The organism is Martelella limonii, assembly GCF_013344475.1.
GTDB lineage: Bacteria > Pseudomonadota > Alphaproteobacteria > Rhizobiales > Rhizobiaceae > Martelella > Martelella limonii.
Window position 1 is genome coordinate 82,196 of record NZ_JABUOU010000002.1, and the last position, 22,670, is coordinate 104,865.

General features: G+C 62.7%; 23 protein-coding genes. 13 read left to right on the forward strand and 10 right to left on the reverse strand.

All coding sequences use genetic code 11. The features are described from left to right. The first annotated feature begins 16 nt into the window (after positions 1-16). From HPQ62_RS05555 to HPQ62_RS05565, 3 genes are all read left to right on the forward strand, one after another. Complete coding sequence (locus HPQ62_RS05555) at positions 17-577, forward strand: LemA family protein (RefSeq protein ID WP_174801538.1); 561 nt, start codon at positions 17-19, stop codon at positions 575-577. Between the two features lie 44 nt (positions 578-621). Beyond that, on the forward strand, positions 622-1,869 hold the full coding sequence (locus tag HPQ62_RS05560; protein ID WP_174801539.1) for a 3-phosphoshikimate 1-carboxyvinyltransferase: 1,248 nt from the start codon (positions 622-624) through the stop codon (positions 1,867-1,869). Positions 1,870-2,253: 384 nt separating this feature from the next. Further along, on the forward strand, positions 2,254-4,152 hold the full coding sequence (locus tag HPQ62_RS05565) for a DUF2207 domain-containing protein (RefSeq protein WP_174801540.1): 1,899 nt from the start codon (positions 2,254-2,256) through the stop codon (positions 4,150-4,152). A 7-nt stretch (positions 4,153-4,159) separates the two neighbouring features. On the opposite strand, the gene HPQ62_RS05570 is transcribed toward HPQ62_RS05565, so the two are convergent. Beyond that, entirely contained in the window at positions 4,160-4,738 is a 579-nt protein-coding gene (locus HPQ62_RS05570) for a hypothetical protein (protein ID WP_174801541.1), read from the reverse strand. 171 nt (positions 4,739-4,909) lie between these two features. Between HPQ62_RS05570 and glyS the strand changes: the two genes are divergently transcribed. Beyond that, positions 4,910-7,024: a glycine--tRNA ligase subunit beta gene (gene glyS, locus HPQ62_RS05575; protein ID WP_174801542.1), complete on the forward strand. Its 2,115-nt coding sequence runs from the start codon at positions 4,910-4,912 to the stop codon at positions 7,022-7,024. Positions 7,025-7,467: 443 nt separating this feature from the next. Here the strand turns inward: glyS and HPQ62_RS05580 are convergent, their stop codons facing one another. Then, positions 7,468-7,827, reverse strand: a complete 360-nt coding sequence (locus HPQ62_RS05580) for a response regulator (RefSeq protein ID WP_174801543.1) — start codon at positions 7,825-7,827, stop codon at positions 7,468-7,470. Between the two features lie 163 nt (positions 7,828-7,990). Continuing rightward, entirely contained in the window at positions 7,991-8,533 is a 543-nt protein-coding gene (gene hpt / locus HPQ62_RS05585; protein WP_174801544.1) for a hypoxanthine phosphoribosyltransferase, read from the reverse strand. Between the two features lie 254 nt (positions 8,534-8,787). Here hpt and ftsE point away from each other — a divergent pair, with 254 nt between their 5' ends. The 4 genes from ftsE to HPQ62_RS05605 all read left to right on the forward strand — a co-directional run bounded on the left by ftsE (position 8,788) and on the right by HPQ62_RS05605 (position 12,480). Continuing rightward, positions 8,788-9,447, forward strand: coding sequence for a cell division ATP-binding protein FtsE (gene ftsE, locus HPQ62_RS05590; protein WP_174801931.1), 660 nt, complete (start codon positions 8,788-8,790; stop codon positions 9,445-9,447). Between the two features lie 430 nt (positions 9,448-9,877). Continuing rightward, positions 9,878-10,855, forward strand: coding sequence for a cell division protein FtsX (locus tag HPQ62_RS05595; RefSeq protein ID WP_174801932.1), 978 nt, complete (start codon positions 9,878-9,880; stop codon positions 10,853-10,855). A gap of 157 nt (positions 10,856-11,012) precedes the next feature. Beyond that, complete coding sequence (locus tag HPQ62_RS05600) at positions 11,013-11,687, forward strand: YdcF family protein (RefSeq protein ID WP_174801545.1); 675 nt, start codon at positions 11,013-11,015, stop codon at positions 11,685-11,687. Between the two features lies 1 nt (position 11,688). Then, a complete protein-coding gene (locus HPQ62_RS05605) occupies positions 11,689-12,480 on the forward strand; it encodes a lysophospholipid acyltransferase family protein (protein ID WP_174801546.1) in 792 nt (263 codons plus the stop codon). Between the two features lie 9 nt (positions 12,481-12,489). Here the strand turns inward: HPQ62_RS05605 and HPQ62_RS05610 are convergent, their stop codons facing one another. Beyond that, positions 12,490-13,041, reverse strand: a complete 552-nt coding sequence (locus HPQ62_RS05610; protein WP_174801547.1) for a gamma-glutamylcyclotransferase — start codon at positions 13,039-13,041, stop codon at positions 12,490-12,492. A gap of 49 nt (positions 13,042-13,090) precedes the next feature. On the opposite strand from HPQ62_RS05610, the gene HPQ62_RS05615 reads away from it, so the two are divergent. Continuing rightward, on the forward strand, positions 13,091-14,086 hold the full coding sequence (locus tag HPQ62_RS05615; protein WP_174801548.1) for a DUF2125 domain-containing protein: 996 nt from the start codon (positions 13,091-13,093) through the stop codon (positions 14,084-14,086). Between the two features lie 10 nt (positions 14,087-14,096). On the opposite strand, the gene HPQ62_RS05620 is transcribed toward HPQ62_RS05615, so the two are convergent. From HPQ62_RS05620 to HPQ62_RS05630, 3 genes are all read right to left on the reverse strand, one after another. Continuing rightward, complete coding sequence (locus HPQ62_RS05620; RefSeq protein WP_174801549.1) at positions 14,097-15,020, reverse strand: prephenate/arogenate dehydrogenase family protein; 924 nt, start codon at positions 15,018-15,020, stop codon at positions 14,097-14,099. Beyond that, positions 15,017-16,135, reverse strand: a complete 1,119-nt coding sequence (gene hisC, locus HPQ62_RS05625) for a histidinol-phosphate transaminase (protein ID WP_174801550.1) — start codon at positions 16,133-16,135, stop codon at positions 15,017-15,019. The genes HPQ62_RS05620 and hisC overlap by 4 nt, the downstream gene beginning before the upstream one ends. An 83-nt stretch (positions 16,136-16,218) precedes the next feature. After that, positions 16,219-16,968, reverse strand: coding sequence for a methyltransferase domain-containing protein (locus HPQ62_RS05630; protein ID WP_174801551.1), 750 nt, complete (start codon positions 16,966-16,968; stop codon positions 16,219-16,221). A gap of 80 nt (positions 16,969-17,048) precedes the next feature. Here HPQ62_RS05630 and gloB point away from each other — a divergent pair, with 80 nt between their 5' ends. Then, on the forward strand, positions 17,049-17,819 hold the full coding sequence (gene gloB, locus HPQ62_RS05635; protein WP_174801552.1) for a hydroxyacylglutathione hydrolase: 771 nt from the start codon (positions 17,049-17,051) through the stop codon (positions 17,817-17,819). Next, complete coding sequence (locus HPQ62_RS05640) at positions 17,819-18,238, forward strand: cupin domain-containing protein (protein WP_174801553.1); 420 nt, start codon at positions 17,819-17,821, stop codon at positions 18,236-18,238. Before gloB ends, HPQ62_RS05640 begins: the two co-directional genes overlap by 1 nt. Here the strand turns inward: HPQ62_RS05640 and yddG are convergent. Together yddG and HPQ62_RS05650 are read right to left on the reverse strand one after the other, a co-directional pair. Then, positions 18,235-19,107 (reverse strand): aromatic amino acid exporter YddG, encoded by an 873-nt coding sequence (yddG, locus tag HPQ62_RS05645; protein WP_174801554.1) that lies wholly within the window; start codon positions 19,105-19,107, stop codon positions 18,235-18,237. The two genes, HPQ62_RS05640 and yddG, sit on opposite strands and share 4 nt — an antisense overlap. 4 nt (positions 19,108-19,111) lie before the next feature. Next, the gene (locus HPQ62_RS05650; RefSeq protein WP_174801555.1) at positions 19,112-19,891 is read right to left on the reverse strand and encodes a DUF3108 domain-containing protein; all 780 of its coding nucleotides are present in this window, start codon (positions 19,889-19,891) and stop codon (positions 19,112-19,114) included. Positions 19,892-20,117: 226 nt separating this feature from the next. Between HPQ62_RS05650 and rpmB the strand changes: the two genes are divergently transcribed. Next, positions 20,118-20,414 (forward strand): 50S ribosomal protein L28, encoded by a 297-nt coding sequence (gene rpmB, locus HPQ62_RS05655; RefSeq protein WP_174801556.1) that lies wholly within the window; start codon positions 20,118-20,120, stop codon positions 20,412-20,414. 95 nt (positions 20,415-20,509) lie between these two features. Next, entirely contained in the window at positions 20,510-21,136 is a 627-nt protein-coding gene (locus HPQ62_RS05660) for a VUT family protein (protein ID WP_174801557.1), read from the forward strand. Here HPQ62_RS05660 and HPQ62_RS05665 read toward each other — a convergent pair whose 3' ends face one another. Further along, entirely contained in the window at positions 21,137-22,573 is a 1,437-nt protein-coding gene (locus tag HPQ62_RS05665) for a mannitol dehydrogenase family protein (protein WP_174801558.1), read from the reverse strand. Between the last annotated feature and the right edge of the window lie 97 nt (positions 22,574-22,670).

Genomic DNA, 22,670 nt, shown 5'->3' on the forward strand with positions numbered 1-22,670 from the left:
AAGGGGAGGCTGAAACATGCTGACACTGATCGCAATCATCGTGATCGTCGGAGCCCTGATCGGCTTCGTGGTGGCGCTTTATAACGGGTTGGTGCGCGCCCGCCAGACGGCGGAGGAGGCCTGGTCCGGCATCGATGTGCAGCTGAAGCGCCGCGCCGACCTGATCCCCAACCTCGTCGAGACGGTGAAGGGCTATGCCAGCCACGAACGCGGCACGCTGGAAGAGGTGGTCGAGAAGCGCAACAAGGCGCAATCGGTCGCGCCAGGCAATGTCGCCGCCCGCGCCGAGGCCGAGGGCGAGCTGACCCAGGCGCTCGGCAGGCTGTTTGCTCTTTCGGAAGCCTATCCCGACCTCAAGGCCAACCAGAACTTCGCCGACCTCCAGGCCTCGCTCGAAAAGACCGAAAGCGAGATCCAGATGGCGCGGCGCTATTACAACGGCGCTGCCCGCGACCTCAACATCAAGGTGGAGAGCTTCCCGAGCAACATCATTGCCGGCCAGTTCGGGTTCCACAAGCGCGACTATTTCGAGATCGAGGATGCGGGCGACCGCGCCGTTCCCAAGGTTTCCTTCTGACATATCTTCGCGCTCGCGCGCGTCCTCAATGAAAGTGCCCCCTTATGGACAAGCTCACCATCATTCCGCCCGGCCGAGCGCTTGAGGGAAAGGTCAGCCCGCCCGGATCGAAGTCGATCACCAACCGGGCGCTGCTGCTCGCAGGCCTTTCGAAAGGTGAGAGCAGGCTGACGGGCGCGCTGAAGAGCGCCGACACCAAGCACATGGCCAATGCCCTGCGGGCGATGGGCGTTTCGGTGGAGGAGCCAGACGCGACCAGCTTCGTGGTGACCGGCACAGGACGGCTCAACGCGCCCTCCGGCCCGCTGTTCCTCGGCAATGCCGGCACGGCGACCCGGTTCCTGACGGCGGCTGCGGCAAGCGTCGACGGCACGGTGATTGTCGATGGCGACGAGCATATGCGCAAGCGTCCGATCGGCCCGCTGGTCGATGCGCTGAGGCGGCTCGGCATTTCCGCCGAGGCCCCGACCGGCTGCCCGCCGGTGACAATCGACGGCAATGGCCGGTTCGGATCGGGCCGGATCGAGATCGATGCCGGGCTTTCGAGCCAGTATGTCTCCGCCCTGCTGATGGCTGCCCCCCTCGCTTCGGCCCCCGTCACCATTGCGCTGACCGGCACGGAAATCGGCGCGCGCGGCTATATCCAGCTGACGCTCGACGCCATGGCGGCCTTCGGCGCGAAGGCCGAGCAGGTGGACGACGCCACCTGGACGGTGATGCCAGGCGATTATGAGGCAACCGATTTCCACATCGAGCCCGACGCTTCCGCAGCTACCTATCTCTGGGCCGCCGAAATGCTCACCGGCGGACGGATCGGCATCGGTACGGCTGCGGACAAATTCACCCAGCCGGATGCGAAGTCCCACGCCGTGATGGCGACCTTCCCGCACATGCCCGCCGAAATCGACGGCAGCCAGATGCAGGATGCCGTGCCGACGCTCGCCGTGCTTGCCGCCTTCAACGAGACCCCGGTGCGCTTTACCGGCATCGAGAACCTGCGCGTCAAGGAATGCGATCGCACCCGTGCGCTGTCGCTTGGCCTGAACGCCATCCGCGAGGGCCTTGCGGAAGAGGACGGCGACGACCTGATCGTGCACTCCGACCCCGCGCTTGCCGGCCAGCATCTGCCCGCCGACATCGACACCTTCGCCGATCACCGGATTGCCATGAGCTTCGCGCTCGCGGGCCTCAGGATTTCCGGCATCACCATTCTGGATCCGCTCTGCGTCGGCAAGACCTATCCCGGCTACTGGGATGCGCTGGCATCGCTTGGCGTCGAATACGAACACTGACGGAGGATCACCATGGCGCACCGGACACTGTCACTCTCGCGTGAGGTAGCCATGCGGTGGGTTCCGAGGATGCACATGACCTTTGCAGCGGTACTCCCTTCAATCTTCCCCCTTGAGGGCAGGTGCGCGCTTGGTCGTCCCGCAGAGCCCCCCAGTCTTCTCGCCCCGGAGGGGAGAGATGTCGCGACAGCGACAGTGAGGGGGGAGAGCCTCGTCGCGAAAGCCCTCGCGAAACTGAAAAGCTGCTTCACCCTCACTGCCCCTTTCGGGGCATCTCTCCCGCAAGCGGGAGAGACTATCGGGTGCAAGCCTCAAGTCCGAGCATTTCCGACTTGCCTCAGCCGGGGAGATCGGAAGCCGCGCGGCATCGCGTTGCTTTTCGCAATGCTTTTCCTGGCAGCAGCACCCGTTCGCGCAGCGGAAGTGATCAACAGCTACACCTCCGATGTCACGGTGCAGAAATCCGGCGTCTACGATGTCACCGAGACCATCGCCGTCCATGCCGAGGGCGACCAGATCCGGCGCGGCATCTACCGGGATTTCCCGCTCCGCTTCAATACCGACAGCGGGCGCACCGGGGAGGTCACATTCGACCTCAAGTCCGTCACGCTTGACGGCAGGCCGGTCGACCACCACACCGAGAGCATCAGGGACGGCATCCGGATCTATATCGGGTCCGCCAATGAGACGGTCTCGCCCGGCAATCATACCTATCAGCTGACCTACGAGACCGACCGGCAGGTGCGCTTCTTCGACGATCACGACGAGATCTACTGGAACGCCACCGGCAATTTCTGGGCCTTCCCCATCGAGAAAGCGACCGCCACGATCACCTTGCCGGAGGGTGTGACGCCGACGAGGACCGCGTTTTACACCGGCGCATACGGCTCGCGCGCGCAGAACGCCCGCGAAAGCGGCAGCGGCAATGTGGTGACCGTCGAAACCACCGAGCCGCTTGGACCTGAAGAGGGGCTTTCCGTTGTCATCGCCGTGCCGAAGGGCGCGATCGATGCCCCGTCGTCATCGCAGGCGGCCTCGTGGTTTTTGAGCGACTACCGCGATTACATCCTCGGCATTGCCGGGTTTCTGGTGGTGTTCGCCTATTATTTGCTGTCATGGCGCAAGGTCGGGCGCGATCCGCCAGCAGGCGTCATGGTGCCGCGCTGGGAGCCGCCGGAAGGCCTGTCGCCAGCCCTCGTCGCCTATGTCGAGCACCAGGGTTTCGGATCGCGCCGGTTCGACGCGATCGCCGCCACCGCCATCGATCTTGCGGTCAAGGGCTACCTCGTGATCGACGAGCCGAAGAAGCGGATGACGCTGAAACGGACCGCCAAGCCATACGACCCGGCCCTTCCCGCCGGCCAGAAGGCGCTGCTGAAGGCGGTGGACGCCGCCGATGGCGTTTTCATTGTCGACAAGAAGCACAGCTCTGCGGTCTCCTCCATGGCGAGCGCCTTCACCTCGGCAATCACCAGCGAGCATCGCGGCGAATATTTCGTCACCAATACCGGCTATACGATCGGCGGTGCGGCCTTGTCCGCGTTGATGGCCTTCGTCCTTCTGATCTTCGGTGACTTCTCGCCGGACATCCTGCCGGTCCTGTTCATGTCCGTATTTGCGGCGGTGTTCATCGGCGTCGGCTCAAGCGTTCTCGCCAAGCTTTTCAGCAGGCGCGGAGATGGGATTTCGAGGGTGCTCGGAAGGGTCTTTGGCATTGCTATCGCCGGATTTGCCGTGCTGCAGGCCATCGGCGGCCTCGCTGTCACCGCAATGGGCGCGGGCCTTCGCGCCGATGACTGGGTGGTCGTCGCCGCAGTCGGCGCCATCGTCCTCGTCAATCTGATCTTCTTCTTCATCATGGGCGCGCCGACGGCGATCGGCCGCAAGAAGATGGATGAGATTGCGGGCCTGAAACAGTATCTGATGCTCGCCGAAGCCGATCGCATGAACATGCGCGGCGCTCCGGAAATGTCGCCCGAACATTTCGAAACGCTGCTGCCCTATGCGGTGGCGCTCGGCGTGGAAAAGCCCTGGTCGGCGACCTTCGACAAATGGCTTGTGGCGGCCGTTGCGGCGGGCACTGCGGGCTATTATTCGCCTTACTGGTATGCCGGCGATTTCCGCCACAACAATCTGTCCGACCAGATCGGCAACTTCTCCTCCTCCATGGCCTCGACGATGTCGTCCTCGATGCCCACCCAGAACACCTCGTCCTCCGGCTTTTCGAGCGGCGGCGGGTTTTCCGGCGGCGGTGGCGGCGGAGGCGGTGGCGGAGGCTGGTAGCGGCTGCTCAGTCTTTCACGCGGGTGAAAAGAATGCCGGAGGCGGTTGCCGGATAGGTGTCGTCTGTCTCCCAGACAAGCGGCATCCGGCCGAAGACGATGCCGTTGTTATTTGCCCACACGCTGTCCTTCAGCACTGTCCCGACATCGGGAAAAGAATAGGGTGCGCAGGTGGCGCCGGCAACGTCGCGGGCGACACCCGTTTGCCAATCGCCGATGCCGCATCCGGCGGTTTCGACATTGGCATTGTAATACGTCGTCACATCGTCTGCGAGGAGCGTATAGGTGAATGCACCAGTCTGCTGGGTAAAGTCGATCCGGTCGCCACTTTCGCTCGAGCCGGTCACGACGCCGCGATAGTCGGCGCGCACCGTCGCCTCATCGCAGTCATTACGGGCGTAGGACTGGGCCGAGGCCGAAATCACATTGCCCTCGATCGAGACCTCAGCGATCAGTCCATGGCGGCCATCCTTGCCGATTTCGATGCACGCCGTCCTGAAAATGCCCTGCGGCAGAACCGGTTCGGCGGAAACATTAGTCGCGGTGCTTGCCATCAGGACAAGAGGCAAGAGGGAAAGTGTGAACACGGGAAAGCCTCCATTGGTATGTCCAGAATAACGGAAAATCCGGCCCGTTGCGGGCGCAAAAACGGTTCTTTTCCGGCAGCCCATCGAAAAAGAGCATTGCCGGATGACTTTTTTCGCGGAGCTTGCTAACACCGCCACACCCAAGTTCCAGATCACGATAGAAGCCGCCCGATGCCAGATCTTTTGCTAGAACTCCGCTCCGAGGAAATCCCAGCGCGCATGCAGCGTCAGGCCGCAGGCGAGTTGAAAAAGCGCGTCACCGATGCGCTGGTCGATGCGGGGCTGACCTATGAGGGCGCGCGCGAATATTTCACGCCGCGCCGGCTGACCCTTGATATTCACGGCCTGACGGCGCGTTCCGCCGATGTCCGCGAAGAGCGCAAGGGCCCGCGCGTCGGCGCGCCGGAAAAGGCGTTGGAAGGCTTTCTGCGCGGTGCGGGGCTTGCTGACATTTCCGAGGCGCAAATCCAGTCGGACCCGAAGAAGGGCGATTTCTACGTCGCCATCATCGAAAAGCCCGGCCGGGATGCCGAAGAGATCATCCGCGATGTGATGCCCGGCATCATCCGCAATTTCCCCTGGCCGAAATCGATGCGCTGGGGCGCGGCTTCCGCGAAGCCCGGCAGCCTGCGCTGGGTGCGCCCGCTGCAGTCGATCGTCTGCACCTTCGGGACCGAGATCGAGGAGACCAGGGTCATCGATTTCGAAATCGATGGCATCATCGCCTCAAACGTCACCTATGGCCACCGTTTCCACGCGCCGGAAGCCTTCACCGTCAAGCGCTTCGCCGATTACGCTGCGGGCCTTGAAAAGGCCTACGTCGTGCTCGATGCCGAGCGCCGCAAGGAGATCATCCGCCAGGATGCCGCCAATCTCGCCTTTGCCAATGGTCTTGAAGTGGTCGAGGATGAGGGGCTGCTGGACGAGGTCGCGGGACTGGTCGAATATCCGCAGGTGCTGCTCGGAGAATTCGAAGAGGCCTTCCTCGAGATCCCGGACGAGATTACCCGGCTGACGATCAAGACCAACCAGAAATGCTTCGTCACCCGCAAGACCGGCGAGGACCGGCTGACCAACCGCTTCATCCTGGTCGCCAACATCGCCGCCACCGACGGCGGCAAGGAAATCCGCCATGGCAATGGCAAGGTTGTGCGCGCGCGCCTCTCCGACGCGCTGCATTTCTGGCACATCGACCAGCGTGACCTGCCGGATCTTGAGATGCTTCAGTCTTCCGCCGAGAAATTCGGCCTCGACCTGAAGAAGCCGCTCGACCAACGCATGGCCAAGCTCGACGCACTGAACGTCACCTTCCACGCAAAGCTCGGCAGCCAGGGCGACCGCGTCGCCCGCATCCGCGCGCTCGCCGAAAAGCTCGCCCCGATCGTCGGCGCCGACGCGGCCGAGGTCGATCGCGCGGTCGTGCTGGCAAAGGCCGATCTGCGCACCGAGGCCGTCGGCGAGTTTCCGGAGCTTCAGGGCGCCATGGGCCGCAAATATGCGATCCTTCAGGGCGAGAGCGAGGATGTGGCAGCGGCCATCGAAGAACATTACAAGCCGCTCGGCCCCTCAGACGTCGTGCCGCGCGGCAAGGTCTCGCTGACGGTGGCGCTTGCCGACAAGCTCGACACGCTCACCGGCTTCTGGTCGATCGACGAAAAGCCCACCGGCTCCGGCGACCCTTACGCTCTGCGTCGCGCGGCGCTTGGCGTGATTCGCATCATTCTGGAGCGCGGCGTGCGCCTGCCGCTGCTGTCGATCTTCGACGATCGCGACCTGCTCTCCTTCTTCCACGACCGCTTCAAGGTCTATCTGCGCGATCTTGGCGCGCGGCATGACCTGATCGACGCGGTGCTTGGGTCCGATGCCGACGATCTCGAAGTCGTCGCCCGCCGGGTGGAGGCGCTGACGAAATTCCTCGACAGCGAGGACGGCAAGAACCTTCTGGCCGGCGAAAAGCGCGCCAGCCAGTTGCTGGCGGCGGAAGAGAAGAAGAAGACCCGGATTGCCGTGACCGTCGATCCGGCGCTGTTCGAGCTTGATGCTGAAAAGGCGCTCTACGCCGCCATTGAGGCAGCCGTCGAGAAGGCTAAGGCCGCTTCCGCAAGCGAAGACTATTTCGCCGCCATGGAAGCGCTCTCGACGCTGCGCGCGCCCGTCGACACATTCTTCACCGATGTTCTGGTGAATGCCGAGGACGAGGCTGTTCGCGCCAACCGCCTGGCCCTGCTTGCCATGATCCGCGAGGCCACCGGCACGGTCGCGGATTTCTCGAAGATCTCGGGCTGAGTTTTGAAGGGGCGCCTCTTGCCAGGCGCTCCCGCTCTTCGTCGGGGCCATATCGATCTTAAGACGTCGTTCCGGCGCTCTCCGGGCGCGTCATCAAGCCTTGCCACTCAAGTCTTTTCACTCAACAAGTCTTGCCACGCAGCAAGTCGTGCCACCACCCCCAACAGGGTCATCCTCGGGCTTGACCCGAGGATCCAGGCAGTCTTGTTCGGTCTCGAAAATAAGATCGCAAGTTAGTTGCTTGTGCACGATGGATGTTCGGGTCAGGCCCGATCATGACCACTCTGGCACCTTTGGTGTGAGACAACAGGGCCGAAGGGGCAACCTATCCGCACGCCAGCAAACGATCGCGTCTCGCGGCACCTCTCTCTGATCCATTCATAGTATACAGCACGCGGCCGATGGGCCGCGTGTCGACAAGGCAACTCAGCGATCGGGGAAGCTCAGGCAGCGAGCGCCCGGGCCACTGCCTTGCGGATATCGGGCAGGGCGAAGGGCTTCGAGACCACATCAACGATCTTTTCCATAAGGTCGTCGGCGCGCTCGCGCTGTTCGGCAAAGCCGGTCATCAGCAGGATCTTGGTGCGCGGGTGGTCGATTGCGGTCGCGTGGGCAAGCGCAATCCCGTCCATGATCGGCATGCGGACATCCGACAGGAGAAGGTCGTAATGGCTTTCGCCGAGAAGCTCGAGGCCTTCGGCGCCATCGCAGGCTTCCACGGTTTCATGCCCGTCAAGCCGCAAGGCGCGCGCCACGAACATGCGCAGCGACGCCTCGTCTTCAGTGATCAGAATCCTCGCCATGGCGCTATCCAGTTCTCTCTGTCTTTCATAACCCGTATATGCGGCCCGTTGTTCCCGGGCTTTGTTGAATACGAGATGACCAGAACTTTCCTAGCGATAGGTAAACATCGAAATGTGGCGTTTTATGTAGTTAACAAGCTGTTCGGCGCCTGTTTATACCTGATTAAGCATCTCCGGTGACAACGCCGACAAAGGGCAGCTCGCGGAACGCATAGGCAACATCCATGCCGTAGCCGACCACGAACTTGTCCGGGCAGTGAAAGCCGGAATAGTCGGCCTCGAGCGCTTCCTCGCGCTTGTTGCCCTTGTCCAGCAGCACCGCGATCGAGACATTGGCCGCGCCGCGCTCCAGCATCAGCTCGCGGGCAAAGCGCAGCGTCCGGCCGGATTCAAGAATATCGTCGATCAGCAGAATATCGCGGCCCTTCACTTCGCTGTCGATATCCTTGACCATCTTCACGGACTTGCCGACGGTGCCGGTGCCGTAGCTCGACAGCGTCATGAACTCGACCTCCGGTGCAAGGCCGATCTTGTGGAGCGCGCGGATCAGGTCGGCGGCAAACACGAAGGAGCCTTTCAGGATCGCGATGACCAGAAGGTCCCTGGAAGGGCCTTTCGCGATTTCGCTCGCCAGCTCCTCGTTGCGCCGGGCAATCTCCTCCGGCGAAAACAGGACTTCGATCTTCTTGCCGCGGACGACATGCATGGGCGCGTTCCTTTGCCTGCGGTATGGATGGGCGCAAGGCCCTTTTCGCCGCATGGGGTTATCGGTGAGTGACCGTTTTTAATGGGTTTGCCGCAGGCGGGCAATCGCGCGGGCGCGTTGGCGCAGGCGAAGGGGACAAAACGCCGTGGATATCCGCCAAAAATGCCAAAGCTTGCAGCCTGTTCACCACCTGTTATTCATAATCGCGCATCATGGCCGCTATGGAACGAAGAGGACAGCCTCAGGGCATGGCACTGATTCAGTTTGAGAACGTGGGACTGCGCTACGGCATGGGCCCGGAAGTTCTGCGGGATCTGACCTTCGACATCCCGAAAAAATCCTTCCAATTTCTGACTGGGGCCTCGGGCGCGGGAAAGACCACGCTGCTCCGGCTGATGCTGATGGCGCTGCAGCCGACGCGGGGACTGATCCGGCTCTTCGACCGCGACGTCGCCGTGATCCCGCACCGGGAACTGCCGATGCTGAGGCGGCGCGTCGGCATCGTGTTCCAGGATTTCCGCTTGCTCGACCATATGACGATCTACGAGAATGTCGCTCTGCCGCTCAGGGTGCGCGGGCGGGAAGAGCTTTCCTACAGAAACGACGTGATCGAGCTTTTGAAATGGGTCGGGCTCGGCGAGCGGCTGCATGCCCGCCCGCCGATTCTTTCCGGTGGCGAGAAGCAGCGCGTTGCCATTGCCCGTGCGCTCATCGACCAGCCGGAAGTGCTGCTGGCCGACGAGCCGACCGGCAATGTCGATCCGCCGATGGCGCGGCGTATCCTGAGCCTGCTTGTCGAACTCAACCGGCTGGGCACTGCCGTCGTCATCGCCACCCATGATATCGCGCTGATGGATCGCTATGATGCGCGCCGGATGATCCTTTCGGATGGAAGGCTCGATATCCATGACTAGGCCGCCCCGTTCGCTTCGCGATCCGCGCATCGAGGAAAGAGAACGCGTCGAGAGACAGCGCGCCGCCGCGCGTGCGGAAGAAGAGCGTCTGCTCGAAGTCCGCAGGCTCGCGGAAATCCGGGCCCAGCAGGAAGAACAGGCCAAGCGGGAGGCCGAGCGCAAGCCGGCCGAGGAGCGCGAACAGGCCGAGCGCCTGGCGCGCGAAAAACAGGCGGAACGCCAGGCCGAACTGCAGCGCGCCGCCCGGGAAGCCGCAGCACGTGCCGAAAAGGCGAGGGCGCGCACGGAAAAGCCTGCGGCGCCACCTGATGCGGTCGTCAAAACGGCCCGGGACAAGGCGCCGGCAGCACCGGCCGAAGCCCCGAAGCGCGCTGCTCCGCGCCCTTCCGCGCCGCCGGAAAGCAATGTCAGGACGCCGCGCCCGGCTGCCATGGAGAGCGGCAAGCCGCGCGGCCGGCTCTCTTCCAGATCGCCGCGCAAGTCGACCCCGATCGTGCCGCCCTCGAACGTCCAGACACGGGCGCTGATGGCGGTGGTCACGATCATGGCGTTTCTGGCCTGCCTCACGCTCGGCGCCGTATCCATGGTGCGCGCGACCGCTGCCAGCTGGCAGGACGGAATCTCGCGGGAGGTGACCATCCAGATCAAGCCGCGCGAAGGCCGCGACATGGACGAGGCGCTTCTCAACGCCCGCGACATCGCCCTCCAGTTCGTGGGGACGGTGGATGGCCGGGTGGTGGATGAGGCGGCAACCGAACGGCTGCTCGAACCCTGGCTCGGAACCGGCCTCGATTTCGACATGCTGCCGGTGCCGCGGCTTGTCATCGTCACCATCGATGAGAACAATCCGCCCGATTTTGCGGCCATGGCCGCGGCCTTGCAGAAGGGCGTGCCGGGCGCGAGCCTCGACGATCATCGTGCCTGGGTGAACCGGCTTTCGGCGATGGCCGATGCCACCACGACGATCGGCGCTTCGATCATGGCACTGGTCTTCTCGGCCATGGTGCTGACCGTGGTGTTTGCCACACGCGGCGCGCTCGCCGGCAGCCGCGATATCGTCGAGGTGCTGCATTTCGTCGGCGCCGAGGCGGGGTTCGTCGCGCGCCAGTTCCAGCGTCATTTCCTCAATGTCGCGCTGAAGGGGGCATTTCTCGGCGGGGCGCTTGCCTGCCTGTTCTTCGTGCTGGCGCGGTTCTGGCAGCGCCGTTATCTCGCAACGCCCGGCGCCGACCAGACAACGGCGCTGTTCGGCACGATCTCGATCGGCTGGGGCGCCTATTTCGGCATCCTCCTGACGATCATCGCAATTGCCTGTCTGACGGCGCTGACGACCCGGCTCACCGTCATTCGCACCATCCGGGAGATCGACCTGATCCGGTCCGATCCCGAGCGCAGCGACAATGGGTGATTTTACGGGATTGTCTGCCGGAGCCTTCGCCTGAATTTCAACTCGATTTCCCGTGATGTATAGATTGGCGGGTCAATCGTCTGATTCGGGCGGTCTCATGAACACATTTTAGGAAGAACCCGTCGCAAGCGGGCTCAAGGACTGGAACGGAACGAGCATGGCTGAAAGGGGGCGCGGACTGCACGCAAAAGGCGGCAGCGAGACACGGCGACGCTCGTTCGGCGGCGCGGTGTTGCGTCTTTTTGGCATGATCTTCGTTGCGGGCGTGCTGTTGCTTTCCGGCGGTTTCGTCGTGTTCTGCGTCAACATATTCACGGCCAGGCCGCCCCATATCTATGAGACCGATGCGATCGTGGTGCTGACCGGAGGATCGCGGCGGATCGAGGAGGCCTTTGCGCTTCTCGAGTCAGGTGCGGGAGAGCGCTTGCTGATTTCCGGCGTCAATCCCGCCACGTCGCCCTCCGGCATCCAGAAGATCATCGGCGGGGACAGCCAGCTCTTCGAATGCTGCGTCGACGTCGGCTACGAGGCGCTCGACACCCATGGCAATGCGGTCGAGACCCGACAGTGGATCGAGGAGCATGGTTACCAGCGCATCCTGGTGGTCACCAGCGCCTACCATCTGCCGCGAGGGCTGCTCGAACTGCGTGCCATAGATCCCGATACCATCTTTGTCGGCTATCCGGTGGCGATGTCGGAACCGGGCGCGCCCTGGCAGGAAGACCTGCGCTACTTCAGGGTTGCGGGACTGGAATACCTGAAACTGATCGGCGCCTATATCCGCGCGCGCACCGACCTTCCGGTGCTGGCGCCAGCTGCAGAGGGGAAATGACATGGGCGCGATCCACTCCGCCGCCTTCAACACCGCCTTCTACGTCGGAACCGCTCTGCGCATGATCGTGCAGTCGCCCTATTATTTCATGGCGTCGCGCAAAGATGCCTATCGGGTCGTGGTCCAGGGATGGGGAAGGTTCGTCAACCGGCAGATGCGGATCTGGGCGGGTGCGACCTTCGAGATCGAAGGGCTCGAACATCTGCCCGACGGGCCCTGCATCATTTCACCGAAGCATCAGTCGGCCTGGGATACGATCATGCTGCTGCCATGGATCCCGGATTCGGTGTTCATGCTCAAGCGCGAGCTGATCCAGATGCCGCTGTTCGGCTGGTATCTGAAGAAACAGCGCCAGATCGCCGTGGACAGAGCGCAGACAGGACGGGCGATGGCGGATGCGATCGCGCGTACGAAGGCGGAAGTGGAAACCGGGCGCCAGCTGGTGATCTTTCCCGAGGGTACCCGGCGCCCCCCCGGTGCAGAACCGGAGTACAAACGCGGCATCCAGCGGCTCTACCGCGATCTCGGCGTCCCGGTAATCCCGGTGGTGATGCATCCGGGTCTGTTCTGGCCGCGCGGCAGTTTCCGTCGGCAGGGCGGCCATTTCAAGGTCCGTATCCTGCCGCCGATCCTGCCCGGCAAGGACCCGAAGGCCTTCTTTTCCGAACTGGTGGAAACGATGGAACGCGAAAGCGACCGGCTGCTTCTCGAAACGGTTGAGGCCAACCCGCATCTCGATCTTCCAGAGGTCACCAAACGGCGCATCTTTGCATTGCGCGCCGGCGAGGGGTAGGCGTTGGCGCTATGGCGCGTCGCCATGGCTCGGGCGCGGCTTTTCGTTTTTCAACAGCTTGGCGATCGTTTCGAGTGCCCCATCCCCGATGTCCATGTTGCGCAGATGATCGACGGTATTGAGCACATAGTCGCGGTTGGAGCCGGACTGGCCGTGGCCGCCGCGCACGATCTCCGCCGCATGGTCGAGGTCGACCTTGCCGGCATATTGCTCATGCGCATGGTCGACCACATAGGCGATGGCGGGCACGGTGTCGCCCGAAGAGAGCCTTACCGGCAGAACGAGTTCGCGGTAAACCCGGGTCACGAGCTCGCGCCGGCGCAGATAATCGAGCACCTCGTCCTCGTCCTTGGTGCGGCAGGCAAAGGCGACGCCCTCGCAGAAGCCGCCGCGATCGAGGCCCAGGACAAGACCGGGTTTTTGCGCGGTTCCGCGATGGACGTGCGAATAGACGCAAAGGCTGCGGTGATAGCCCGATAGGCGCGCATGAAGGCTCCGGTGGGTCTTGAAACCCGGGTTCCACATCAGCGAGCCGTAGCCAAATACCCAGAATTCGTCCATATGCTATGCCTGAAGCCGTTTCGTTTGCAGATTAGAATGGGGAACCATGATGGCGAGATCAACCCGGATGCGGAACTTCGTGAAGTGGACGATCATCGTCGTGCTTCTCCTCGCCGTGATCTACGCCCTTGGCTGGTTCTTCATCGCAAGGACGGTGAAGGCCCGCATCTTCGCGCTGCTCGAAGGCCAGGAGCAGCAAAACGTGATCGTCACCTGCGAAGATGTCGACTACAAGGGCTTTCCCGTCGAATTCGGCTTCTTCTGCGAAGGGCTCCATGTGCGCGACCGGGTATCGGATACGGTGTTCGATACGCCGCAACTTCTTGCAGAAGCACCGGTCTATTCGCCCTGGACGGTTCTGGCGACGGTTACGGGGCCGGCCACGCTTCAGGATGATTCGGGCATGCTGCTGCGCACCGAATGGCAGCATCTCGGCGGCAAGCTGATCTACAAGGGTGGCGGGCCCCGGCTGGTGTCCTTCGAACTTGATTCGATGACAGCGCGCTACGCCGACCCGCTTGGCAATCAGGGGACGCTGACGGCGGAAGAGGGCCAGGGGCTCGTCCGCAATGATGATGGCGACCTCGATGTCGCGCTGACGCTCAACAATGCGGTGCTGCGCCCGCAGAACAATGGCGAGGCGCTGCCTGCCGTCTCGCTCAACCTTCTGGCGACGGTGGATCAGGGCGGCCCGCTTCTGGAAAAGAACTTTCATCCGCAGATGCTGCGGGGCAAGAGCGGGATCATCAATCAGGCGGCGCTGACGATCGGCGAAAGCCAGTCCCACATGGCGGTGTCAGGGCGGTTCGCCTTCGATTCGGAAGGCTATCTCGACGGCCGTTTCAGCTTTGAGATGACCGGAATAGACGGCCTTTCAGAGCTTTTGCAGCTGTCGTTTCCGGAAGCCGCGGGCGTGATCGATACGGTGACCGGTCTGGTCAAAGGTTTCGCCGGCGGACAACGCACCATGAGGCTCGACGTCCGCGTCACCCACGGCAAGGCCGTGCTGGGCTTCATCCCGCTCGGTCAGATACCCCCGCTCTGATCGGCGCGGATCAGGACTTGTCGTCGAGCGCGTGACGGCCAAAGTCCGCGGCCTCGACATCCTGGCCTGCCTCGACGATCGAGCGGCGAATGTCGCGCGTGCGGCTGAAAAGCTCAAACAGCTTGTCGCCTTCGCCCCAGCGGATGGCCCGCTGCAGATAGGCGAGATCCTCCGAAAACCGCGCGAGCATTTCCAGAATCGCATCGCGATTGTGCAGGCATACGTCGCGCCACATGGTCGGGTCGGAGGCCGCAAGGCGGGTGAAGTCGCGAAAGCCCGAGGCCGAATACTGGATCACTTCGGACTGGGTGACCGTTTCCAGATCATCCGCGGTGCCGACGATATTATAGGCGATGATGTGCGGCAGGTGCGAGACGATGGCGAGCACGCGATCGTGATGATCGGGCGCCATCGTATCGACACGCGAACCGAGCGCCTGCCAGAACCGCGTCAGCCTTGCGACCGCGTCCGGGTCTGCGTCTTCGGACGGCGTCAGAATGCACCAGCGGCCCTTGAAGAGCCCGGCAAAGCCCGCATCCGGACCGGATTTCTCGGTGCCGGCTATCGGGTGGCCGGGAATGAAATGCACGCCTTCCGGCACGAACGGCGTCATCTGGGAAATGACGGATGCCTTGGTGGAGCCGACATCGGTGAGGATCGCGCCCTTCTTGAGATTGGGGGCGATCTGTTCCGCCACAGCGCCGGAGGCGCCGACGGGTACCGACGCGATCACCATGTCGGCGCCGCGCACCGCATCTTCCGCAGACGTGGTATAGCGGTCACCGAGACCAAGCTCTTCTGCCCGCCGCAGCGTTTCCGGCGAGCGCGTGCACACCACGATCTCGCGGGCGACCCCCTTGGCGCGAATGTCGCGCGCGATCGACGAGCCGATCAGGCCGATGCCGATCAGCGTTATGCGTTCGAATTCGCTCATGCCGTCTTCGCTTCCCTGCCGAGAAAGGCCTTCAGCGCCTCGATGACGCCGAGATTGGCTTCCTCGACGCCGACGCTCATGCGCAGCGCATTCGGGAAGCCGTAGCCCGCGACGGCGCGCAGGATATATCCCCGTTCGGACAGATAGCGGTCGGCATCGGCGGCGCGCTTGCCGTCCTCATCCGGGAAGTGGATCAGCACGAAATTGGTCACGGAAGGCGTCACGGTCAGGCCGAGCGCGGTGAGCTCTGAGGTAAGCCTTTCGATCCATCCCGTATTGAAGTCGACGGCGGCGCGGGTGAAGGCGTCATCCTTGACGGCGGCAGTGGCGGCCGCAATCGCAGGCGCATTGAGGTTGAAGGGCCCACGCACGCGTTCCAGCGCATCGATGATGTCGTGCGGCCCGTAAAGCCAGCCGACGCGCAGCGCCGCCAGCCCGTAGATCTTCGAGAAGGTCCGGGTCATGACGACATTGCCGTTTTCGGCCACCAGCTCAAGGCCGGCCTCGTAATCGTTGCGGCGGACATATTCGGCGTAGGCGGCATCGAGCACCAGCAGCACGTTCGACGGCAGGCCCGCATGGAGCCGTCTCACCTCGGAGAACGGAATATAGGTGCCGGTCGGGTTTGCCGGATTGGCGATGAACACGATCTTCGTCCGCTCGGTGACGGCTGCAAGGATCGCATCGACATCGACGGTCTGATCCTTCTCCTTGACCGTGACGGGCGTGGCGCCGTTGGCCAGGATCTGGATCTTGTAGACCAGAAACCCGTGTTCGGTGATGATCGCCTCATCGCCATGACCGAGATAGATGTGGGCGAGCAGTCCCAGAAGTTCGTCCGAGCCATTGCCGCAGATGATGTTGGAGGTATTGAGACCGTATTTGGCCGCGATCGCCTCGCGCAGGGCAGACGACTGGCCGTCGGGGTAGAGCTCGAGATGCTCGGCAACCGCCTGGATCGCCGCGACGGCCTTCGGGCTCGGTCCGAGCGGCGTTTCGTTCGATGACAGCTTGTGGACCTTGCCCGCGCCTGTGCCGTGAGACTTGCCGGGCACATAGGCGGCAATATCCATGATACCGGGGCGGGGGGTCGGCTTGGTCATCAGCTCGGACATCGAAAAACCTCGAAAATGGACGGCCTTTGCGGCCGGTTTTTTGTGGGAGCAGCAATAATAGCGATGGAAGGCTTTGTCGAGGGTCAGCCCGGGTGTCGTTTGCGGGTGGTCGGCACGCCCTGCGGGGCAAGCGCCGGCACCAGCAGCTTGCGCTGGGCGCGCTCGGCAACAGGCAGGCCCTGATAGAGCCGCTTCTGCGCCTCGATGACGTTGACGCCTGCAAAGGCCGGCCAGAAGGTGCGCCCTGAGCGTTCGAAACTGGCCCTGAATTTCAGGATCGCGCGGCTTTTAGCCGGCGGAAAGAACAGCGCCTCGGAAAAGGCTGACGGGGTGAAGTTGGTTTCTCTCAGCAACTGGATGATCTGGCCCTTGGAATAGGGCCTGCCATTGCCGAACGGGGTGTGGTCCATCCGCGCCCAGACGCCGCGCCGGTTGGGGGTCACAATGATAACGCGCCCGCCGGGCGCCAGGACCCGCCACAATTCCCGCATGGTCTCGCGCGGGGCCTCGGTGAATTCCAGTGCGTGGACCAGAAGGATACGGTCGATCGAGGCATCGGGCAGCGGCAATTCGTCTTCGTGGACGAGGGCGGTTGCCGAAAGTCCCCGCGGCGGCCAGTTGATTGCCCCTTGAGAGGCGGGCATCAGCGCCATGGTGCGCTCGGCATCCGCCGAAAGCCGGTCCAGATAGGGCAGGCAGTAGCCAAGGCCCACCAGCCGTTCCTGTGGCAGCTTCGGCCAGATCGGCGCGATCGCCATGGCGATCGAATGGGCCGCCATCATCCCCAGCCGGGAATGGTAAAACGCGCGGAGATCGACGATATCGGCATTCATGGGCACGCCAGGCAATGTTGGACTTCGAAGCGCACCGTACTACATTGATGGCTATAGAGTAAGCAATTGCGAGGCCTGATATGCGTCCCCTGGAAATCGCCGTCTTCATGTGCCGATCCGACAATTACGGCGTGCTGCTGCACGAGCCGGAAAGCGGCAGAACCGTCAGCATCGACGCGCCGGATGGCGACAAGGTGATGGCCGAGGCCGAAAAGCGCGGCTGGACGATCACCGACATCTTCACCACCCATCACCACAACGACCATGTCGAGGGCAACCTGCCGATCAAGGAGAAATATGATTGCCGCATCGTCGGTCCGGTGGAGGAGGCGGTGGTGATTCCCGGCCTCGATCTCGCCGTGTTCGAGGGCGAGGCGCTTGATTTTGCTGGGCGGCGCGTCGAGGTGATCGAAACCCCTGGCCACACCGCCGGCCATATCTGCTACCACTTCGTCGATGACGGACTGCTGTTTGCGGCGGACACGCTGTTTGCAATGGGCTGCGGGCGACTGTTCGAGCGCCCGGCGGCCGATATGTGGCCGTCGCTTGAGAAGCTGATGGCGCTGCCCGACGAGACCGAAGTCTATTTCGGGCACGAATACACGCTCTCGAATGCCCGATTCGCGCTGTCGGTCGATCCCGACAACGCCACGCTCAAGGAGCGTGCGGAGGCCGTAGCTGCCCTGCGCGAAGCAGGCGCGTTCACGATTCCCACCACGATCGGTCTGGAAAAGAAGACCAACCCGTTTCTCAGGGTCGCGGATCCCGCGATCAGAAAGGGGCTTGGCATGGAACAGGCCAGCGACGCCGAGGTTCTGGCCGAGATAAGGTCGCGCAAGGACAATTTCTGATGACCGCCGACGAGATCATTCTGGCCCTTGCCATGAAGCCGCATCCCGAGGGCGGATGGTTCGCCGAAACCTTTCGGGACCCGTCAGGCGGCGGGCGCGGCGCCTCGACGCTGATCTACTTTCTGCTGAAGGCGGGTGAACGCTCGCACTGGCACCGGCTGCACACGGCGGTGGAGGTCTGGCACTATTATGCCGGCGACGCGCTGAAGCTGATGCGGTCGGCCGACGGCAAGACGACGGAAACACAGATGCTGGGCCCGGATATTGCACGCGGCGAGCGGCCTCAGGGAATCATTCCCGCCGGCCACTGGCAGGCAGCCGAGACAACCGGTGCCTTCACGCTGGTGGGCTGCACCGTTGCCCCGGGCTTCACCTTCGAGGATTTCGAGCTTGCCGAACCGGGCTGGGCGCCCGGCTAGGATTTCTTTCCTCTGATCATGTCGCGGGCCGCGATCACGGCGCCGCCGGTGATCAGCAGGCAGGCAACGATCACGCGCCAGCCGGGTTCGCCGAATCGCGCAACGATCAGGATGATGGTCGACAGCAGCGGCGCGGCATAGCTTGCGGCACCCAGCACCTGGATATTGCCGTGCTTGACGCCGTAGTCCCAGGCATAGAAGGCAAGCCCCACCGGCAGCAGTCCAAGCCCGACGACCGCCAGCCATTCTCCGCCCGTTTGAGGCCAGACCGTCTGCTCGAGCATGAGATGGCAGAGAAGCGACAGCACGGCGGTGGCGAGGCAGAAGCCGGTGACGACATCGGTCGAGACCTTCGAAAAGGAACGCGACAGCAGCGAATAGCCGGACCATGTGAAGGCGCAGAGGAAGGCGGCTATATAGCCGAGGGCGTATTCTCCGCTGAGCGCCAGCCCGCCGCCGCGCGTGACAAGCAGCGCGGTGCCGAGAAAGCCAGCTGCGGCGCCGATGATATGGTGCGCCTTGAGCTTTTCACCCGGCAGCAGCGCCGAGCCCACGACGATGAACAGCGGCCATAGATAGGCAATCAGCCCGGCATCCACGGCCGGCGCGTTGCGAAGCGCGGTGAAATAGAGAAAGTGATAGCCGAAAAGTCCCGCAATGCCGATGATCCAGACCTTCGCCGGCTGGCGCAGCATCTTGATGCGCTCGGGCCGGGCAACAAGCACGATGATGCCCGGCACGCTGGCGATCGCAAAGGCGATGGCCGAAAGCTGAAATGGCGGCACGTTTCCCGACGCTGCGGTAAACAGCGCAAGCACGGACCACATCAGGACGGCCGTGAAGCCGATCAGTGTTGCACGCATTGTCATGGTATCAGGCAGGCATTCCGAATTGCGAGGCGTAGATGGTGAGTTTACCGATCTTCAGAGGAATGTTGGCCATCACCGGCGCATAGACATTCAGCTCTTCATTGAAGGCGAACCAGACCACCAGCTCGCGCGAATTGGCGAGAAATTCGATATCCTCGTCCTTGCGCTCATAACCGGCGATCGGACGGAAGCGGATGGCGCAGCCGATCGCGCGTCCCGAAAAGCCCTTGGTCGAAAACGGCCTGTTTCCTGCAGACGCCATTTCAAGGTCGAGACGGGTCTCCCCGTCGAAGATCGAGATGGTGGTGGCGCAGGGGTTGTTGGAAGGTGGCAGCAGCAGCGCGGAAATCGGGTCGATGACGTTGCGCAGATGTTTCGGCTGGACCTTTACCCAGTTCGCGTTGCGCGGGCCCGGCTCGGGCTTGATGCTCGATCCGGTGACCCGCTTGTTGGCGAAGGTGGCGCCGTAGTCGCGCGCATCGTCGCCGTCCCGGTAGGACAGCTGGAAGGCGCGGGTCTCCGGCTTGCCGTTCTTCCACACCCCCTTGGCGTCGACCTTCACGGCGATCGATGTGAACAGGTTTCCGATTCCCGCCGCCTCGATATCGGCCTTGATGTTGTAATTGCCGTCGATCACCGTGGTGTTGAACACCGCATCGGCGATCTTGAGGCCGGAGAAGGAAAGGGTGTAAACCGTCTTCTGCTTGATATCCTCGGCATGGGCGAAGGGGGCGGCCAGCACTGCGATCGCGAACCCGAGCGCCTTGAGAAGATTTGATGCCATTGCGATATCCCGCGAAAATAGGTTTCGGTATCACTGTATATGTCGCAGCCGGGGCGAAAAAAACAGCCGTAAAATCCCTGGCTCAGGGAAAAACCGGCAAATCGCCTTGACCTTTCCTGAGAGCAAGATTATAGAACCGCAACTTTCCAATGAGCCGCCAATTGGATCGCGGGGTTTGTTTGTCCCGTTGAATGCCATGGCTAACATAGAATAAATAGGTGAAACCATGTCCCGCACGTGTGAATTGACTGGCAAGGGCGTGCTGTCCGGCAACAATGTCAGCCATGCCAACAACAAGACCCGCCGCAAGTTTCTTCCCAACCTGTGCCGGGTGACCCTGATGTCGGAAGCAACCGGCATGAGCTACCGTCTGCGTGTTTCGGCAGCGGCACTCCGCTCCGTAGAGCATCGCGGTGGTCTCGATGCATTCCTGATCAAGGCTGGTGAAGGCGATCTTTCGCCGCGCGCCCGCCTCCTGCGCAAGGAAATCATCAAGAAGACGGCTGAACAGGCCGCTGCCTGATCCAAGGCAACTGATCATATTGGGGAGCCTTGCCGCATGCCGGTGAGGCTCTCTTTATTTCTACTCCAACTGGTGGCATCACCCAGGATAAAAAAATGCGGCAGACAGTGATCGTCTATAGCCTGCTGATGGCAGGCGTCGTGCTTCTTTCAAACATTCTCGTCCAGTATCCGGTTTCCGGATCGCTTTATGGTATTTCGCTCGCCGATCTTCTGACCTGGGGCGCGTTTACCTATCCGCTTGCCTTTCTGGTCAATGACCTCACCAATCGCCAGTTCGGTCCGTCTGCGGCCCGCAAGGTGGTGATTGCCGGTTTCGTGGTGGGCGTTGCGTTTTCCTTCTACGCCTCGGTGCCGCGAATCGCGATCGCATCCGGTACGGCGTTCCTGGTCGGCCAGTTCCTTGATATCACGGTGTTCAACCGTCTGCGCCGCCAGACCTGGTGGAAGGCTCCGCTTGCGGGCTCGCTGATGGGCTCGGTGCTCGATACGGTGCTGTTCTTCTCGATCAGCTTTGCCGCCATCTTCGCCTTCATCGGCCCGAATGACGACTTTGCTCTGGGCATGGCGCCGCTGTTTGGCGTGTTCCCGATCGACGTGCCGCGCTGGGTGTCCTGGGCGCTCGGCGACCTTTCGGTCAAGGTCGCCTTCAGCCTGATCATGCTGTTGCCCTATGCGGCGCTGATGTCGTGGATCAGGCCGCAAAGGACGATCGTGGCCTGATCAGGCCTCGATGACGGCTTCCACAGCCTTCCTTGCGCCATTCTCAGCAATGGCGTTGTAGGCTTCGATAATGCCGGCGCGGAAGCCCGGCGCATCCCTGAGGTCTGCCGGAAAGATCGTCTCGACGCCCGAAAGCGCATCGATCAGCGATTCGCCATCCTGCTTTTCTGCAATCGCGATCAGATCGGCCGACAGCGGATCGGCGAGCTTTTCGCCCGCATCCGCCGCTTCCTTCACGAATCGCATCCAGCCGGCAACGGCGAGCGCCTGCAGCGGCCAGGGCCGGCCGGCGTCAAGATTGTCGGCGATTGCCGAAAGCAGGCGCTGCGGCAGTTTCTGGCTGGTGTCGGAGGCGATCTGGCGGGTGCGGTGCTTCAGTTTCGGGTTCGCGAATCGGGTGATCAGATCCTCGGCATAACCTTCAATGTCGACACCGTCGATTTCGGGAAGCGTCGGGCGTTGCTCGGTGAGCATCAACCGGAGCGTCGCCTTGCGGAACACGGTATCCGCCATGCAGGCATCCACGGTTTCAAGGCCCGAGAGCGTTCCAAGCATGGCCAGAAACGTGTGCGAGCCATTGAGCATTCTGAGCTTCATCGTTTCGAACGGGTGCACGTCGCCGGTCAGCATGGCGCCGCCTTCCGCATAGGGCGGGCGGGCGCTTGCGAAATCATCTTCGATCACCCACTGGCGGAAGGGCTCGCAGACAATGCCGTTCGGATCGTCCTTGCCGCCATTGATGTCCTTCAGGAGTTGAACCCCCTCGCTGTCGAGCGCTGGCACGACCCGGTCGACCATGGTGCCGGGGAAGGTGACGTTGGCGTCGATCCAGTCGGCGAGCTTGCCGTCGCGCTGATGCGCAAAGGCCAGAACCGCAGCGCGCGTGAGCTTGCCGTTGTCCGGCTGGTTGTCGCAGGAGAGAACGGTGAGGCCGGAAAGCGCGTTCCCGCGCCTGCGTTCGAGGCCAGCCACGATGACGCCGATCGCGGTTTTCGGGCTTTGCGGGTTTTCGAGATCGGCGCGAATGCCGGCATGGTCAAGGTCGAGGCTGCCATTGCGGCAGCAATAGCCCTTCTCGGTAATGGTCAGGCTTATGACCGACATCGGTTCCGAAGCGATCAGGTCGAGCAGCGCGTCGATGCCGTCGCGGCCCGGATGGCAGGTGCCGATCACGACGCCCAGTTCACGCGCCGTCACGGTTCCGCCGTCGACCTCGGCCACCAGATAGCGGTGCCCGGCGGCATCGAGCGCGGTCAGCTCTTCCACGCCTGAATTCAGCCGGCAGGCCACCACGCCGAAATCGCCGCCGGCGGCGTTCAGCCCTTCCTGGAGATACACCATCAGATGGGCGCGCGCGAAGGCGCCGAAGCCGATATGCAGGATGCGCGGCCTCAGGGTCGCGGGGTCGAAGCCGGGGCGGATGATGGTGTGGTGCATCGCTAATCCTCTTTCGTGGTGAGCTCGCTTATCAGCGGATGGCGGCCTGCCGGTCAAGCCTTGTTTGCAGTGCGGCATCGGGACGCGGGCAGCCGCG

Excerpts from the sequence above, each read along its gene's own strand:
- HPQ62_RS05555 (WP_174801538.1), top strand. The coding sequence starts at position 17 with ATGCTGACACTGATCGCAATCATCGTGATCGTCGGAGCCCTGATCGGC.
- HPQ62_RS05560 (WP_174801539.1), top strand. The coding sequence starts at position 622 with ATGGACAAGCTCACCATCATTCCGCCCGGCCGAGCGCTTGAGGGAAAG.
- HPQ62_RS05565 (WP_174801540.1), top strand. The coding sequence starts at position 2,254 with ATGCTTTTCCTGGCAGCAGCACCCGTTCGCGCAGCGGAAGTGATCAAC.
- glyS (WP_174801542.1), top strand. The coding sequence starts at position 4,910 with ATGCCAGATCTTTTGCTAGAACTCCGCTCCGAGGAAATCCCAGCGCGC.
- HPQ62_RS05580 (WP_174801543.1), bottom strand. The coding sequence starts at position 7,827 with ATGGCGAGGATTCTGATCACTGAAGACGAGGCGTCGCTGCGCATGTTC.
- hpt (WP_174801544.1), bottom strand. The coding sequence starts at position 8,533 with ATGCATGTCGTCCGCGGCAAGAAGATCGAAGTCCTGTTTTCGCCGGAG.
- HPQ62_RS05595 (WP_174801932.1), top strand. The coding sequence starts at position 9,878 with ATGGAGAGCGGCAAGCCGCGCGGCCGGCTCTCTTCCAGATCGCCGCGC.
- HPQ62_RS05600 (WP_174801545.1), top strand. The coding sequence starts at position 11,013 with ATGGCTGAAAGGGGGCGCGGACTGCACGCAAAAGGCGGCAGCGAGACA.
- HPQ62_RS05605 (WP_174801546.1), top strand. The coding sequence starts at position 11,689 with ATGGGCGCGATCCACTCCGCCGCCTTCAACACCGCCTTCTACGTCGGA.
- HPQ62_RS05610 (WP_174801547.1), bottom strand. The coding sequence starts at position 13,041 with ATGGACGAATTCTGGGTATTTGGCTACGGCTCGCTGATGTGGAACCCG.
- HPQ62_RS05615 (WP_174801548.1), top strand. The coding sequence starts at position 13,091 with ATGGCGAGATCAACCCGGATGCGGAACTTCGTGAAGTGGACGATCATC.
- HPQ62_RS05620 (WP_174801549.1), bottom strand. The coding sequence starts at position 15,020 with ATGAGCGAATTCGAACGCATAACGCTGATCGGCATCGGCCTGATCGGC.
- hisC (WP_174801550.1), bottom strand. The coding sequence starts at position 16,135 with ATGTCCGAGCTGATGACCAAGCCGACCCCCCGCCCCGGTATCATGGAT.
- HPQ62_RS05630 (WP_174801551.1), bottom strand. The coding sequence starts at position 16,968 with ATGAATGCCGATATCGTCGATCTCCGCGCGTTTTACCATTCCCGGCTG.
- gloB (WP_174801552.1), top strand. The coding sequence starts at position 17,049 with ATGCGTCCCCTGGAAATCGCCGTCTTCATGTGCCGATCCGACAATTAC.
- HPQ62_RS05640 (WP_174801553.1), top strand. The coding sequence starts at position 17,819 with ATGACCGCCGACGAGATCATTCTGGCCCTTGCCATGAAGCCGCATCCC.
- yddG (WP_174801554.1), bottom strand. The coding sequence starts at position 19,107 with ATGACAATGCGTGCAACACTGATCGGCTTCACGGCCGTCCTGATGTGG.
- HPQ62_RS05650 (WP_174801555.1), bottom strand. The coding sequence starts at position 19,891 with ATGGCATCAAATCTTCTCAAGGCGCTCGGGTTCGCGATCGCAGTGCTG.
- rpmB (WP_174801556.1), top strand. The coding sequence starts at position 20,118 with ATGTCCCGCACGTGTGAATTGACTGGCAAGGGCGTGCTGTCCGGCAAC.
- HPQ62_RS05660 (WP_174801557.1), top strand. The coding sequence starts at position 20,510 with ATGCGGCAGACAGTGATCGTCTATAGCCTGCTGATGGCAGGCGTCGTG.
- HPQ62_RS05665 (WP_174801558.1), bottom strand. The coding sequence starts at position 22,573 with ATGCACCACACCATCATCCGCCCCGGCTTCGACCCCGCGACCCTGAGG.